This is a genomic window from Rodentibacter mrazii, assembly GCF_001998825.1.
GTDB lineage: Bacteria > Pseudomonadota > Gammaproteobacteria > Enterobacterales > Pasteurellaceae > Rodentibacter > Rodentibacter mrazii.
On record NZ_MLHG01000019.1, the window covers coordinates 1 to 12726 of the forward strand.

Annotated in this window: 19 protein-coding genes, 2 tRNA genes and 1 pseudogene; 16 read left to right on the top strand and 6 right to left on the bottom strand. The window is 39.4% G+C overall.

The window, feature by feature from the left end:
• The 14 genes and pseudogenes from BKK47_RS12815 to BKK47_RS03510 all read left to right on the top strand — a co-directional run.
• Window positions 1–157, top strand: a pseudogene (locus BKK47_RS12815) (polymer-forming cytoskeletal protein); the annotation flags it as partial.
• Between the two features lie 30 nt (window positions 158–187).
• The gene (locus BKK47_RS12820) at window positions 188–403 is read left to right on the top strand and encodes a hypothetical protein (RefSeq protein WP_341860487.1); all 216 of its coding nucleotides are present in this window, start codon (window positions 188–190) and stop codon (window positions 401–403) included.
• A complete protein-coding gene (locus BKK47_RS03455; RefSeq protein WP_077493522.1) occupies window positions 400–744 on the top strand; it encodes a hypothetical protein in 345 nt (114 codons plus the stop codon). Before BKK47_RS12820 ends, BKK47_RS03455 begins: the two co-directional genes overlap by 4 nt.
• 2 nt (window positions 745–746) lie before the next feature.
• Window positions 747–1658: a recombination-associated protein RdgC gene (rdgC, locus tag BKK47_RS03460; RefSeq protein ID WP_077493523.1), complete on the top strand. Its 912-nt coding sequence runs from the start codon at window positions 747–749 to the stop codon at window positions 1656–1658.
• Between the two features lie 45 nt (window positions 1659–1703).
• A complete protein-coding gene (locus tag BKK47_RS03465; protein WP_077493524.1) occupies window positions 1704–2207 on the top strand; it encodes a MazG-like family protein in 504 nt (167 codons plus the stop codon).
• The gene (locus BKK47_RS03470; protein WP_077493525.1) at window positions 2207–2473 is read left to right on the top strand and encodes a hypothetical protein; all 267 of its coding nucleotides are present in this window, start codon (window positions 2207–2209) and stop codon (window positions 2471–2473) included. The genes BKK47_RS03465 and BKK47_RS03470 overlap by 1 nt, the downstream gene beginning before the upstream one ends.
• A gap of 10 nt (window positions 2474–2483) precedes the next feature.
• Entirely contained in the window at window positions 2484–2720 is a 237-nt protein-coding gene (locus BKK47_RS03475) for a DUF551 domain-containing protein (protein WP_077493526.1), read from the top strand.
• A gap of 4 nt (window positions 2721–2724) precedes the next feature.
• Window positions 2725–3042 (top strand): hypothetical protein, encoded by a 318-nt coding sequence (locus tag BKK47_RS03480; RefSeq protein WP_077493527.1) that lies wholly within the window; start codon window positions 2725–2727, stop codon window positions 3040–3042.
• 19 nt (window positions 3043–3061) lie between these two features.
• Window positions 3062–3655, top strand: a complete 594-nt coding sequence (locus BKK47_RS03485) for a hypothetical protein (RefSeq protein ID WP_077493528.1) — start codon at window positions 3062–3064, stop codon at window positions 3653–3655.
• Window positions 3656–3731: 76 nt separating this feature from the next.
• Entirely contained in the window at window positions 3732–5009 is a 1278-nt protein-coding gene (locus BKK47_RS03490) for a DNA cytosine methyltransferase (protein ID WP_077493529.1), read from the top strand.
• 181 nt (window positions 5010–5190) lie between these two features.
• Window positions 5191–5397 carry a hypothetical protein gene (locus BKK47_RS03495; protein ID WP_077493530.1) on the top strand — a complete coding sequence of 69 codons (207 nt, stop codon included), beginning with the start codon at window positions 5191–5193 and terminating at the stop codon, window positions 5395–5397.
• A gap of 331 nt (window positions 5398–5728) precedes the next feature.
• A complete protein-coding gene (locus BKK47_RS12415) occupies window positions 5729–5899 on the top strand; it encodes a hypothetical protein (protein WP_158074746.1) in 171 nt (56 codons plus the stop codon).
• Window positions 5900–5909: 10 nt separating this feature from the next.
• On the top strand, window positions 5910–6209 hold the full coding sequence (locus BKK47_RS03505) for a helix-turn-helix domain-containing protein (protein WP_077493532.1): 300 nt from the start codon (window positions 5910–5912) through the stop codon (window positions 6207–6209).
• On the top strand, window positions 6113–7168 hold the full coding sequence (locus BKK47_RS03510; RefSeq protein WP_077493533.1) for a tyrosine-type recombinase/integrase: 1056 nt from the start codon (window positions 6113–6115) through the stop codon (window positions 7166–7168). Before BKK47_RS03505 ends, BKK47_RS03510 begins: the two co-directional genes overlap by 97 nt.
• A 31-nt stretch (window positions 7169–7199) precedes the next feature.
• On the opposite strand, the gene BKK47_RS03515 is transcribed toward BKK47_RS03510, so the two are convergent.
• Both BKK47_RS03515 and BKK47_RS03520 read right to left on the bottom strand, forming a co-directional pair.
• A tRNA-Arg gene (locus tag BKK47_RS03515) sits at window positions 7200–7276 on the bottom strand.
• Window positions 7277–7328: 52 nt separating this feature from the next.
• Window positions 7329–7405, bottom strand: a tRNA-Pro gene (locus tag BKK47_RS03520).
• 174 nt (window positions 7406–7579) lie between these two features.
• On the opposite strand from BKK47_RS03520, the gene folD reads away from it, so the two are divergent.
• On the top strand, window positions 7580–8437 hold the full coding sequence (gene folD / locus BKK47_RS03525) for a bifunctional methylenetetrahydrofolate dehydrogenase/methenyltetrahydrofolate cyclohydrolase FolD (RefSeq protein ID WP_077493534.1): 858 nt from the start codon (window positions 7580–7582) through the stop codon (window positions 8435–8437).
• A gap of 41 nt (window positions 8438–8478) precedes the next feature.
• On the opposite strand, the gene BKK47_RS03530 is transcribed toward folD, so the two are convergent.
• The 4 genes from BKK47_RS03530 to rsmA form a co-directional block, all read right to left on the bottom strand.
• Window positions 8479–9813: an NAD(P)/FAD-dependent oxidoreductase gene (locus BKK47_RS03530; RefSeq protein WP_077493535.1), complete on the bottom strand. Its 1335-nt coding sequence runs from the start codon at window positions 9811–9813 to the stop codon at window positions 8479–8481.
• Between the two features lie 98 nt (window positions 9814–9911).
• Window positions 9912–10535, bottom strand: coding sequence for an HI_0552 family protein (locus tag BKK47_RS03535; protein WP_077493536.1), 624 nt, complete (start codon window positions 10533–10535; stop codon window positions 9912–9914).
• Window positions 10536–10545: 10 nt separating this feature from the next.
• Window positions 10546–11373: a bis(5'-nucleosyl)-tetraphosphatase (symmetrical) ApaH gene (gene apaH / locus BKK47_RS03540; RefSeq protein WP_077493537.1), complete on the bottom strand. Its 828-nt coding sequence runs from the start codon at window positions 11371–11373 to the stop codon at window positions 10546–10548.
• A 17-nt stretch (window positions 11374–11390) separates the two neighbouring features.
• Window positions 11391–12254, bottom strand: a complete 864-nt coding sequence (gene rsmA / locus BKK47_RS03545) for a 16S rRNA (adenine(1518)-N(6)/adenine(1519)-N(6))-dimethyltransferase RsmA (protein WP_077493538.1) — start codon at window positions 12252–12254, stop codon at window positions 11391–11393.
• A gap of 217 nt (window positions 12255–12471) precedes the next feature.
• Between rsmA and infA the strand changes: the two genes are divergently transcribed.
• Window positions 12472–12690, top strand: coding sequence for a translation initiation factor IF-1 (gene infA / locus BKK47_RS03550; RefSeq protein WP_013746899.1), 219 nt, complete (start codon window positions 12472–12474; stop codon window positions 12688–12690).
• Window positions 12691–12726: the final 36 nt, after the last annotated feature.

Consider the following 12726-nt stretch of genomic DNA (forward strand, 5'->3'; position numbering starts at 1 on the left):
CAACGCTCGGGTATTTGGCAACGCTCGGGTATTTGACAACGCTCGGGTATGTGGCAACGCTCGGGTATATGGCAACGCTTGGGTATTTGGCAACGCTTGGGTATGTGGCAACGCTCGGGTATATGGCAACGCTTGGGTATTTGGCAACGCTTGGGTTAGATCTTGCGCCATTATATCCGAGCGAAAAATGATTTTCTGGGCGAGTAATGTTGGGTCAGAGAACGGCACGCTTACGGTGTTTAACGGCAAAGACGGATTAATTGTAACACGTGGTTGTTTTACCGGAACAGTCGATGAATTTTTAGCAAAATCCGCAGAGGTACACGATGAGAAAACCAAGCGAGAATATCAATTGTTGATCGAAGTGGCGAAAAGTCGGATTTTGAGTGAGGAAAAATCATGACAAATGAAGTAAAAATTACCCCTGCACTCCCTTACAGCACGGCGGTAAATATGTTCACCGTGTGGATATCTATCGTCTTTCAACGGGCGGAAATCGCCAAGCTAACGGAACTAATTAATCTACTTCAAATAAACTGGCTTTTATTCGACAGCGAAAGCCGCGAATATTTTATCTGCCAGTTCCAATCTGAAGCGGATTATTCGCAGCCAAACCAAGATTATCACCGTTTATTGACGGATTTCATCACTTGGGCAATCAATCCACCGAATCAAAGTGCGGTATCGCAACCGCTTAATGCGTTTGTTGAGTTGCCCGTGATAAAACAAAAGAGGAAGAATTAATTATGTTTTGGTTTAAAAATGCCATTATTTATCGTTTAACCAAGTCGCTTGCTTGGGATTTAACACAATTACAAAATCAGCTTAGTGATTGTGCGTATGTTCCTTGTGGCCAACAAGATATGAGTAAATTCGGTTGGGCATCACCATTGCAAGGCTCAAATTTATTGCATTTTTCGGTGGGCAAGCAAATTCTGCTAGTAGCTCAAAAAGAAGAGAAAATCTTGCCGGCACAAGTGATTGATTCTGAGTTAAATAAACGCATAGCGACCCTAGAAGAAAAAGAACAGCGTAAACTGAAGAAAACGGAAAAACAAATCTTAAAAGACGATGTAGTAATGAATCTATTGCCACGGGCATTCAGTAAAAATCAACATACCGCATTATGGATTGATACGGAACAAAACTTAATTTATGTAGATTCTGCATCACACAAGCGAGCGGAAGATACTTTGGCATTATTGCGAAAATCCCTTGGCTCTTTGCCTGTTGTGCCGTTAGCCTTTGCTAATGAACCTAGCACAGTAATGACAAATTGGATTGCTCAAAATAGCTTACCGGATTGGTTAATTGCATTAGAGGAAGCAGAGTTATTTGGCTATCTAGAAAATAGTGTTATCCGTTGCAAAAAGCAGCCGTTAGAAAACGAAGAAATTCTTGCTTTGCTACAAGACGATAAAAAAGTGGTGAGAAAATTAGCCTTAGAATGGGAAGATACTCTAAGCTTTGTCTTTAATGAAGATTGCACACTTAAACGCTTAAAATTTGCTGATGTTGTACGAGAGAAAAATGACGATATTTTGAAAGAAGATTTTGCTCAACGCTTTGATGCAGATTTTGTACTAATGACAGGTATTCTCACTAAATTAACTCAACATTTATTGGATGAATTTGGTGGTGAAAAGCACAGAGAATAATTAACCAAACCGCTCTTAGGGGCGGTTTTATTTTGGAGAAATGAAATGATCGAACTAATCAAAAACATTGAGCAATGGGGGGAAGATCGAAATTTGATTGAGGGCTCTACACCACAGAAGCAAATGCTAAAGCTGATGGAAGAATTTGGCGAGCTATGCAGTGGCGTGGCGAAGAATAAGCCTGATGTGATTAAGGATAGCATCGGGGATTGTTTTGTTGTGCTGGTCATATTAAATGCTCAATACCGCAGGAAGTCGGTTAATCCAGAGAATGATTTTAACCAAAATATGCTAATACCGAATTATCTTTACAAATCAAAGCATATTGATGACGCAATGATGATTGCGATTAGTCATTTTTCAGCATGTTACAAAGGAGGCTGGCTACCTATGGATTGGGACATCCACAATTCTGTTGAGGCATTACAGAATATAGCTAATCTTAATTATATAGATATTCAAGAGTGTGTTCAGCACGCCTACAACCAAATCAAAGACCGGAAAGGCAAAATGATTAATGGTGTTTTTGTGAAAGAGGAAGATTTGTAATGCGTAAAATGGTTGCAGAATTTCACTTTAAAAATAATGAAAGTGTAGCATTTCTAACGAATTTACACCTGAATAAACAAGATGACTTTAAAGTCCCACGAATCGTAGAAGATGATGCATTGGAAAAATACGATTTATTAGGAGATTTGTTAGATGCGGAAATAATCAATTTCCTATTGTATCTAAAAAATAATAATCCGGATAAATTTGAAAAAGTTTTGGAAAGATTTAATCAAAATGTAATTGATAACATATTGCAAGAGTGAGGTTTTCAAAATGACTAAAGAAAACAACGGTTGGATTAAGTGTTCGGAAGAATTGCCAAAAGTATTCGATCATAACGGAGTTGAACGCAGCGATGTTGTGATGTGTTTTGGTATTGATGAGCCCGATGATGATGAAACTTATGTATTAGCTTATATGATTCAAGGTAATCGGTTTTATGGATTTAACGGAGAGTGCACGAAAATAACCCACTGGCAACCTTTGCCACAACCACCAAAAGAAGGTTAAAGCTATGAATATAGTACAAACAAAAGAAGAGGCAGTTGAAGACTTCAAGAATGATTGCATAAAAACTTGTAATGAAATACAAGAAGTCGTCAATGCTTGGATAAAGAGAAACAAAAAAGATAAATCATCATTATTGTATAAATCAAATATTAATGTTGCTGATTTTAAATGTTGGTCTGTCAGTTATTCGCTAGATCAAGACGGCAGTGAAGTTTTTATTATTTATTGCGATGAGGGTGATGATAACACTTTATCTTATGAAATTAGTCTTATGGCAATAAGACAACTTGGGGTTGAGTGTGCTTGTATTATGAATTGGTAAATATCTTGGGTAAAAAATTATGTTAAGCGAAAAAGAAATTGAGGCACTAAAGAATGGTGCTTATGGTATTACACGTGAAGGGTATAAAGCTAAATATTTAGGCGTATGTGAAGGCGAAGATGAGGTTTTTCATACTTGGGTTATTTACAATGAAAATGGGAGTATCAAGGAATCCGTTGATGCTTATGACACATTTGTGTCTTATTATAGAAATCACGAAGACCGAGATGATATTATTGGCTTATGGCAAGACAAACCAGAACCATTTGATTTAGAAAAGGTGTTAAATGGAGAGCCTTTTAAAGTTTCACACGAAAAACGATTTGCAGCTAAAAAAGTAGAAAATAGCTTAATTTATTATTCAATTAATGAGGACGGGGAATTGGATAGAATTTTTAGAGATGATATCCCTTTTTTACAAGAAAATGCATTCATGTGGAAAGAACCAGAACCTACAAAATCTGAATATAAAGAATTACCTAAACCAACATCGATCCATATTAATAAAACTGACGAATACCAAGTTAAACTTCGATTTGGTAGTGATGAAGATTATAACGTTTGGGCAAAACATATAAGAAAGCATGCAGATAAATTATTTTATAAGGTATAACAGAATAACGCAGTTTTAACCTAAATATCTACAACCGCTTGCAGAAATGTGAGCGGTTTTGTTTTATGGAGAAACAATGTTCACCTACGGCTCAATCTGTTCGGGGATTGAAGCGGCAAGTGTGGCGTGGAAAGGTTTAGGCAGGCCACTATGGTTTTCTGAAATCGAACCCTTTCCCTGTGCAGTGCTTGCACATCATTTCCCCGAAATCCCCAATTTAGGCGATATGACCGCCTTACCCGAAAAAATCCTCAATCGTGAAATCCCTGCTCCCGATGTATTAGTCGGTGGCACACCTTGCCAAGCATTTTCTATTGCGGGCAAGCGAGAGAGTTTGAATGATGATAGAGGTAATTTAACACTTGCTTTGATCCATATTTTAGAGGCGATTGATTATGTCAGATTTAATGACGGAAAAGCCCCGTGCATACTCGTGTGGGAAAACGTGCCGGGTGTACTATCCACCAAGGACAACGCATTCGGACACTTTTTGGCTGGATTGGCTCAAGAATATCAGCCATTACAACCAACAGGGCGAAAATGGACAAACTCAGGTTATGTGCATTCAAAACGGACTATCGTCTGGCGAACGCTCGATGCTCAATACTTCGGACTCGCCCAACGCCGCAAAAGAGTGTTTGTTGTGGCAAGTGCTGGAAGACGAAGTATCGCCCAAATACTCCTTGAGCAAAAAGGCGTGTCAGGGAATATTGAGACGGGCGGAAATACGCCACAAAACATTACCGCCTATGCTGAAAGTAGCTTTGGGGCATATCGCCAATCAAATATAGGCGGAACGCTAAAAGCGTGGGGCGGATGTTTATCGGGTGGAAGTGAAACATTTATTGTTCACGGCACGCAAGACCCAATCATCAGCCAAACGACCGCACATTGCTTGGGGAGAAATAACGGACAAGAGAATGTGTTGTTTGATATTTCACATCGGTCAGATGTAGCAAGGGTTCAGAATGATATAACGCCTACTCTTACTGCAAGAATGGGAACAGGTGGCAATAATATTCCTTGTATTGCTCTTGCCGGAAATACTATTGGCAGAAAGCCAAACAACGGCGGTAATGGAAATGGTTTTGATGAAAGCGGAGTGAGTTACACACTGACAAGCACAGATGTTCACGCAGTAGCAAATAACGTCACTGTACGAAAACTTACCCCGGTCGAATGTGAACGATTACAAGGCTTTCCCGATAACTGGACGAAAATCCCATACCGAAACAAACCGATAGATGATTGCCCTGATAGTCCACGCTACAAAGCAATCGGAAACAGTATGGCAGTACCGGTGATGAAATGGATTGGAGAACGCCTGCAAATTTATTTAACCCAAGCCTCGTGAAAGCGAGGTTTTTTTATTGAGGCTAAAACTATGAACTGGAATTTAATAGACAGCGTAATAATATCCGGACTATTTACGATCTACTTAGATCAAATTTACTCTAGATGGGTAAAAGCACGAGATAGTGAAGATGAATTCTTTTACCGTGTAAAAGTTTGGCTAATGCTACGTGGAGTTAAAGATGTTTAGACAAGAATTACAAGTTATAAATAACAAACGATACGTCGTGCTTGAATGCCAATATAGACATATTTGGACGGTGATCCAAGAAACTCATAGAACTGTAACAGAAGAACAAGCATTAGAAATCGTCCAATATTATCTTAAATACAAAGACATGATGCCGGAACAGCTAAAAGTTGTTGAAGTGCCAGATATTTTGAAGTAGTGGAGGAAATTTGTTTCGTTGCTTTATCAAAGGTCATCAATTTTACAAATTAGATGATAACAAAACCCAATGTAAGCGGTGTGGAGAGATTAAATTAATCCCCTGTCACCATAAATTTAAAAACATTGCCACTTGCACGAAAAAAGATGAATTTGGGCATAGTGGTGTTACATACACACAATGCTGTGAAATCTGTGGCGTAATAATTAAGACAGAAATTAAATATTAGGTAGGGTTAAAAATGATAAACCTCAAAGCGAACAATATCAAATTTCACGAAACTGAAATTTTATGTTTCAAGGGTCATAAAAAATCGTGGAACTTCCGGCAAATGAAAAAAGCTTATAAACGGGCTTTCGCTGAAATGGCAAATCAAAATCCGTGGTTAGCAAATCGTTGGAAGCCTAAACATATCCGCCTTAAGTGGTTGAGATTTGAAGCACAACACGCACGAAAGTTTGAAAAAGTATTATTACGGCTGATGAAATCAAAGTATTTGTAAGTGAGAGAGTATGGAAGAAACCCTAACAATCAAACAGGTTGCTAAATACTTAAACCTTAAAGAAAGAACCGTTCGAAACCATATTTATGATTGGGGATTTTTCAAAATGGCAGGTTCTCGTGTTTGGCGTATTCATAAGTCCGATCTTGATCTACTCAAAAAACGATCTGATAATGCTGATAGATTAGCTTTGTCGGTCGAAGAGGTACAACTATGTCGATCTACAAAAGAAACGAAAACGGCCCGTGGTGGGTTGATCTTGCAACCCCAAGCGGTAAAAGAATTAGACGCTCAACTGGCACGACTATAAAAAAGGAAGCACAACAATATCACGATAGGCTTAAAGCTGAAATGTGGAAAATTGATAAACTTGATGCTCCGCCAGAGTATATTTTTGAAGAAGCATTACTGCATTATGTGCGTTCTGCTGAAGGTCAAAAAGATACTGCAACTAAAAAACGGCACGCCATCTACTGGCGGAGCAAATTCTCAGGACGAGTATTAAGCTCTTTAACAACACAGGAAATTTTACAACATATTCCCACCAAGAATATGAATACTAAAAAACCTCTTGCTAATGCCACCCAAAACAAATATATCAAATCTATTTCTTTGATCTTGAATCTTGCACATAAAGCAGGGATACTAGACAAAGTGCCCTATATCCCTAAGAAAAAAGAACCACCAATCCGAGTGCGTTGGATAACTAAAGAACAAGCACGAGAATTAATTGGCAAACTTAGCCAAGAATGGATGCGAGCAATATGCTCATTTGCTTTAATGACAGGAGCAAGGCGTACCGAGATCCTCACTTTAACGTGGGATAAAATCGACTTCGTGCGTAAAATAGCATTGGTTACTAACGATGTCGCTAAGTCTGGAAAAGCTCGCTCATTATTACTCAATGATGAAGCCATCGCCTTACTTAAATCCATTCGTAACAGGCATTCCAAATATGTGTTTGTCGGTAGAAACGGTAATCCGCTAACGGATATCAACCGAAAGTCTTTCACTCTAGCAACGAAAAAATGCTTTCTAGTTGATTTCCATTTCCACGATTTGCGGCATACTTGGGCAAGCTGGCACGTTCAAGCAGGTACACCGCTATTCACGCTCAAAGAATTAGGCGGTTGGGAAACTCTCGAAATGGTCAAGAAATATGCTCATTTGAATGCGGAGCATTTGTTGGAACACGCAAACAAAGTAGAATTTCACGGCACATTTACGACACACCCAAAGCCTAAGACACATTTAAAACTTGTTGCGTAACATATAACTTTTTGAAAAATAAGACTTTTAATGGCACGCCCTAAAGGATTCGAACCTTTGACCCACGCCTTAGAAGGGCGTTGCTCTATCCAGCTGAGCTAAGGGCGCATTTAAGGGTTGTATCTTTTTTTATGAAGTTCCAAGGGAAATATAAAAGAAGTGGTCGGCGAGATAGGATTTGAACCTACGACCCACTGGTCCCAAACCAGTTGCGCTACCAAGCTGCGCTACTCGCCGACGATTGCGCTCAATTATAGAGAGGTTTCTTGTTCAGTCAATCAATTTTTATTATTTTTGCATTTGACTGCTCAAAATTATTTCAATTTCACTATTCGGCATATTTGATTTTGTAAATTTCCCATTGTTGGATAAAATAGCAAACGTTTACATTTCCATTATTAAGGACTTTTAATGACAGCACAAATTATCTCGGGGACCAGACTTTCTAAGCAAATAAAATCCGAAATTTCAAAAAAAATTACCCACTATCGCAATGAAGATAAACGCGTTCCCGGACTTGCCGTTATTCTCGTTGGTTCAGATCCTGCCTCTCAAGTTTATGTGGAAAGTAAACGTCGTAGTTGTGAGGAAGTCGGGATTAATTCTAAATCCTATGATTTACCGGAAACCACAACCGAACAGGATTTGCTTGCCTTAATCGACCAATTAAATACCGATGAAACCATTGATGGTATTTTGGTACAGCTTCCTCTTCCAAAGCAAATCAATCCAGAAGCCATTATTGAACGTATTGATCCGAAAAAAGATGTGGATGGTTTTCATCCTTATAATGTTGGGCGTTTATGCCAGCGTATCCCAACCCTACGTGCCTGCACACCCTATGGCGTAATGAAATTGTTAGAAACAACCGGCGTTGATTTACACGGTAAACATGCGGTTATCGTTGGTGCCTCAAATATTGTGGGTCGCCCAATGTCCTTAGAATTATTACTTGCCGGTGCAACGGTTACAGTTACTCACCGTTTTACAAAAGATCTGGAAAATCATGTTCGTCAAGCCGATATTTTGGTTGTCGCAGTCGGTAAACCTAACCTTGTGCCGGGTGAATGGGTAAAAGAAGGGGCTGTTGTCATTGATGTCGGTATTAATCGAATTGAAGGCAAACTAGTAGGAGATGTTGGATTTGACGCCGCAGCCCAAAAGGCAAGCTACATTACACCGGTTCCCGGGGGCGTAGGCCCAATGACAGTCGCAATGTTGATGTATAATACACTCTACACTTACGAGCATAACAACAATTTCGTGTAACAAAAAAGTGCGGTTAGTTTTGACCGCACTTTTGTTTTGGGTTAATGCAATTTCAATCTCGGTTTTAAATAACGATTAATTTTATCCACCAAAATAATTAATCCAATTTTAGTACAGCCATGCAATGCGTGTTGGTGCATACGATAAAGCGATACATAAGCAAATTGGGCAAATTTACCGTGCACGGTTAATGGATTCTTACCAAATTTATTCGTTAAACTCCCCAACGCTGTAAAACTGGAAAGCGATACTAAAGTGCCTTTATCATTGTATTTAAACGCCTTCATCGGTTTATTATCAAAGATGGCAAAAATATTTTTCGCACAAGCCTTCGCCATTTGATGTGCTGCTTGAGCACGTGGGGAAACTAACGTGCCGTTGGCCTGAGTCAATGCCGCACAGTCTCCAATAGCAAAAATACTCTCATCCACCGTGGTTTGTAGCGTATCTTTTACCACTAGTTGATTGGTACGATTAATCTCTAAACCGTCAAAATTGTGGGTTACTTTTGAAGTTCGCACACCTGCCGCCCAAACAATTAAATCGGCTTTGATTTCCTCGCCGTCTTTTGTAATTAAAGTATTAGGCTGCGCTTCGGTGATCATTGTGCTGAGTTTGACATTCGCCCCCATATCCTTTAATTCATCTAAAACGGCAGCAGACAAATCCTCCGGTAACGCCGGTAATAAACGGGAGCCGGCTTCAACTAAGGTTACCTGTAAACAAGAATTATCAATTTTACCATAGCCGTAAGAGGACAGATCTTCAGTGGCATGATAAAGTTCCGCAGTTAATTCCACCCCTGTCGCCCCACCACCGACAATAGCAATATTGACTTTATGTTCATCAACCAATTTTTGCTTAAATTCTTCCTCGCCAATATCATCCAATACACGGTTTTCAGAGAATTTCAAAAAGAGTTCCAAAACTTTTCGCTGGAAACGCAATGCTTGCTCGGAACTATCCAAGAAAATACAGTTCTCCGCCACACCCTTAGTATTAAAATCATTGGATTTGCTGCCAATCGCCAAAACTAAATAATCATAAGGAATTCGGCGTGCAATCACCAACATATCTCCTTCTTGCCCATAAATAGGTGCAAGTTCCACATATTTTTGTTCACGGTTAATACGGGTAATCGAGCCTTGTTCAAAGCTGAAATGGTGATTTTTACCATGCGCACGGTAGCTTAAAGAATCAACCCCGTCATCCATAACGCCGGTTGCAATTTCGTGTAATAAGGGTTTCCAAAGGTGGGTAGCATTGCGATCCACAAGCGTTATTTTGGCTTTCCCCTTACGACCAAGTTTATTCCCCAAAAAAGTCGCCAGTTCAACACCGCCGGCACCACCGCCAACGACCACGACGTTTTTCATATTGCTCTCCTATAAAATATTGTTAAAAATGTTAAATTTTTGTAATGATAACATAACTAAATAAATGATAAGAAAAACTTTCACGAAAATGACCGCACTTACTGATGGCAACGTTCATAAAGAGGTTGTAATCCCCGAATGGTATTCACAATAAAACTCACAGTATCTGTATTTTGCAATGCGTTTTTTTCAATATTGTGACCAATACACCAAAAATCTTGATCGGAATGGAGCAATAAATCTTTTGTTTCCAGTTGATTAACCTGACGAAAATCGTTGTACTCACTTTCATCGCCATGCCATATATCCCAATGGGAAAAAGCGTTAAAATCAAACTCATCCAGCCATTGATTATATTGTTGCAAGTTAATTTGCGAACGATCCGCACGGTAGCAATGCCAGTCTAAACTCACCGATAAACGGCGACGATTTAACAAAACCGAAAAAATCGCTGCCGAATATTGATTGAATTCATATTTAAAATAGGCAAAAAAATGCGCTCTGACCTGCCAACCATTTGTCCAACTTTCGATATGCGGTTTCGCAAAAGGCGTGCCAAGTTGTTTCGCCACTTCTTGAATAATGGCTTTCCAATTATCCCAATGGCGTTTGTAATTAGCTTTAATTGAGGGGATGTCTTGCGGACAGAATTTTTTCATTTGTGCAAATTGATAAAAAGGAATATCAAAAAGCTCGCACGATTCAGCGGTGAGAGAAAGCATTTATTGCTCCTTAAAAAATATGGTAGTTTTTAACCGCACTTTGTGTAAAGCATTGTTTGTCTTCCCAGCGTAACATCGTCATTCTATTGTTCCACACACAGCCTGTATCCAACGCATAAATACCGTTTGGTGTTGGTTCGTCCACTAAACTTGCCCAATGCCCGAAAATAATCGGAATGTCTTGATAAATAGGATTATTCAAGTTAAACCAAGGCGTTAGCTCCGGCGGTGCCTCTTTCAGTGGCGATTTACAGGCAAAATCAAGTCTATGATCCCAATAGCAAAAACGCATACGGGTAAACACATTAATGATGTAACGTAAACGTTCAATACCTTGTAAATCGGGCGACCAACGATCCGGTTGTTCCGCATACATATTTTCCAGTAAATAACAAATATTGCCTTGTCTTAATACACTTTCCACTTCCTTCGCACAGGTTTTCGCCGTAACCAGATCCCAATCAGGTGAGATACCAGCATGGCACATAACAAAATGTTGTTTTTCATTGTGTATAAGTAAAGGTTGGTGGCGTAGCCAGTCAATTAATTCATCAAAATCCGATGATTGAAAGAGCGCCGTTAGCCGATCCTTTGATTTCACTTTTTTAATGCCAAGTGCGGTGGAAATTAGATGTAAATCATGATTACCCAACACTGTTTGTGCGGCATTACCCAAGGATTTCACAAAACGCAAACATTCCAGTGATTTATCTCCCCGCGCGACTAAATCTCCTACAAGATATAATTTATCCTGCGTAGGTTCAAACGCCACTTTTTCCAGCAAAAGTTGCAATTCATCATAACAGCCGTGCAGATCGCCTATAAAATATGTCGCCATTTTTAACCGCTCTTTAATTAATCATCCCTATCAATAATTTCCGGCTTATTTGTTTCTTCCGGTGGATTATCCGCCAACCAATTCGCTAATCGAGCATAATCAGCAATAGAAAGATTTTCCGCACGAGCATTTAAATCAATCCCAAGTGCGGTCAAATTTTCTGGCAAAAATAAGGTGGATAACGCATTGCGCAAGGTTTTGCGGCGTTGATTGAATGCTTGAGAACACACACGATTTAGCCAATATAAATCGTTCACCGGATGTGGCAATACCTTATGAGGAATTAAACGCACGACAGCGGAATCCACTTTCGGGGCGGGTTTAAAGGCGGTTGGCGGCACTTCCAATACCGGCATCACTTGACAAAAATACTGTGCCATAATGGTTAAACGCCCGTAAGCCTTGCTATTCGGTGCAGCACATAAACGTTTTACCACCTCTTTTTGCAACATAAAGTGCATGTCTTGAATAATGTGATGATATTTAAAAAGGTGGAACATCAAAGGCGTAGAAATGTTGTAGGGTAAGTTTCCAAAGATACGTAATTTCCGCCCTGCCTCGGCTAAATTTTCTTGACGATAAAGTTCGCCAAAATCAAATTGCATCGCATCATTTTCGATCACAGTAATTTTATGGTGTAGAAACGGGTGGTGGCGCAGACGTTCCGCTAGATCACGATCCAACTCTACTACGGTTAAATGATCGATTTGCTCGGCGACCGGCTCGGTTAATGCGCCAAGTCCAGGACCGATCTCCAACAAAAATTGATCCTTTTGCGGATAAATCGCCGCAACAATATCCTGAATGACATTATTATCGTACAAAAAGTTTTGCCCGAAACGTTTACGGGCGGTATGCCCTAAGTGTTTTTTGGAATTCATAGTCTTCTATCTTTTATCAAATTGCGGTTATTATAGAGCGTGATTTGGGTTTGTAAATCATTGAACTATTGAATCCAACTCTATGCAAAAAGATTATTTTTTCAACACAATTTGATTTTCCCTTTCACCTCAACGCAAAAACGGCTATAATCCGCCCGTTTTTCTTAGATTTCCGCAGAAAGTGCGGTTAAAAATTAGTTATTTTTTAGAGGATACAATGGCAAAAGAAGATAGTATCGAAATGCAAGGTACCATTTTAGAAACCTTACCGAATACCATGTTTCGGGTAGAATTAGAAAACGGTCATGTGGTGACTGCTCACATTTCCGGTAAAATGCGTAAAAACTATATTCGTATTTTAACCGGTGATAAAGTGACGGTAGAAATGACTCCTTATGATCTCAGTAAAGGTCGTATTGTTTTCCGTAGTCGATAATTTTAGACAAAAGAGAAAGCCGATATAAATTATCGG

Excerpts from the sequence above, each read along its gene's own strand:
- BKK47_RS12820 (WP_341860487.1), top strand. The coding sequence starts at position 188 with ATGATTTTCTGGGCGAGTAATGTTGGGTCAGAGAACGGCACGCTTACG.
- BKK47_RS03455 (WP_077493522.1), top strand. The coding sequence starts at position 400 with ATGACAAATGAAGTAAAAATTACCCCTGCACTCCCTTACAGCACGGCG.
- rdgC (WP_077493523.1), top strand. The coding sequence starts at position 747 with ATGTTTTGGTTTAAAAATGCCATTATTTATCGTTTAACCAAGTCGCTT.
- BKK47_RS03465 (WP_077493524.1), top strand. The coding sequence starts at position 1,704 with ATGATCGAACTAATCAAAAACATTGAGCAATGGGGGGAAGATCGAAAT.
- BKK47_RS03470 (WP_077493525.1), top strand. The coding sequence starts at position 2,207 with ATGCGTAAAATGGTTGCAGAATTTCACTTTAAAAATAATGAAAGTGTA.
- BKK47_RS03475 (WP_077493526.1), top strand. The coding sequence starts at position 2,484 with ATGACTAAAGAAAACAACGGTTGGATTAAGTGTTCGGAAGAATTGCCA.
- BKK47_RS03480 (WP_077493527.1), top strand. The coding sequence starts at position 2,725 with ATGAATATAGTACAAACAAAAGAAGAGGCAGTTGAAGACTTCAAGAAT.
- BKK47_RS03485 (WP_077493528.1), top strand. The coding sequence starts at position 3,062 with ATGTTAAGCGAAAAAGAAATTGAGGCACTAAAGAATGGTGCTTATGGT.
- BKK47_RS03490 (WP_077493529.1), top strand. The coding sequence starts at position 3,732 with ATGTTCACCTACGGCTCAATCTGTTCGGGGATTGAAGCGGCAAGTGTG.
- BKK47_RS03495 (WP_077493530.1), top strand. The coding sequence starts at position 5,191 with ATGTTTAGACAAGAATTACAAGTTATAAATAACAAACGATACGTCGTG.
- BKK47_RS12415 (WP_158074746.1), top strand. The coding sequence starts at position 5,729 with ATGAAAAAAGCTTATAAACGGGCTTTCGCTGAAATGGCAAATCAAAAT.
- BKK47_RS03505 (WP_077493532.1), top strand. The coding sequence starts at position 5,910 with ATGGAAGAAACCCTAACAATCAAACAGGTTGCTAAATACTTAAACCTT.
- BKK47_RS03510 (WP_077493533.1), top strand. The coding sequence starts at position 6,113 with ATGTCGATCTACAAAAGAAACGAAAACGGCCCGTGGTGGGTTGATCTT.
- folD (WP_077493534.1), top strand. The coding sequence starts at position 7,580 with ATGACAGCACAAATTATCTCGGGGACCAGACTTTCTAAGCAAATAAAA.
- BKK47_RS03530 (WP_077493535.1), bottom strand. The coding sequence starts at position 9,813 with ATGAAAAACGTCGTGGTCGTTGGCGGTGGTGCCGGCGGTGTTGAACTG.
- BKK47_RS03535 (WP_077493536.1), bottom strand. The coding sequence starts at position 10,535 with ATGCTTTCTCTCACCGCTGAATCGTGCGAGCTTTTTGATATTCCTTTT.
- apaH (WP_077493537.1), bottom strand. The coding sequence starts at position 11,373 with ATGGCGACATATTTTATAGGCGATCTGCACGGCTGTTATGATGAATTG.
- rsmA (WP_077493538.1), bottom strand. The coding sequence starts at position 12,254 with ATGAATTCCAAAAAACACTTAGGGCATACCGCCCGTAAACGTTTCGGG.
- infA (WP_013746899.1), top strand. The coding sequence starts at position 12,472 with ATGGCAAAAGAAGATAGTATCGAAATGCAAGGTACCATTTTAGAAACC.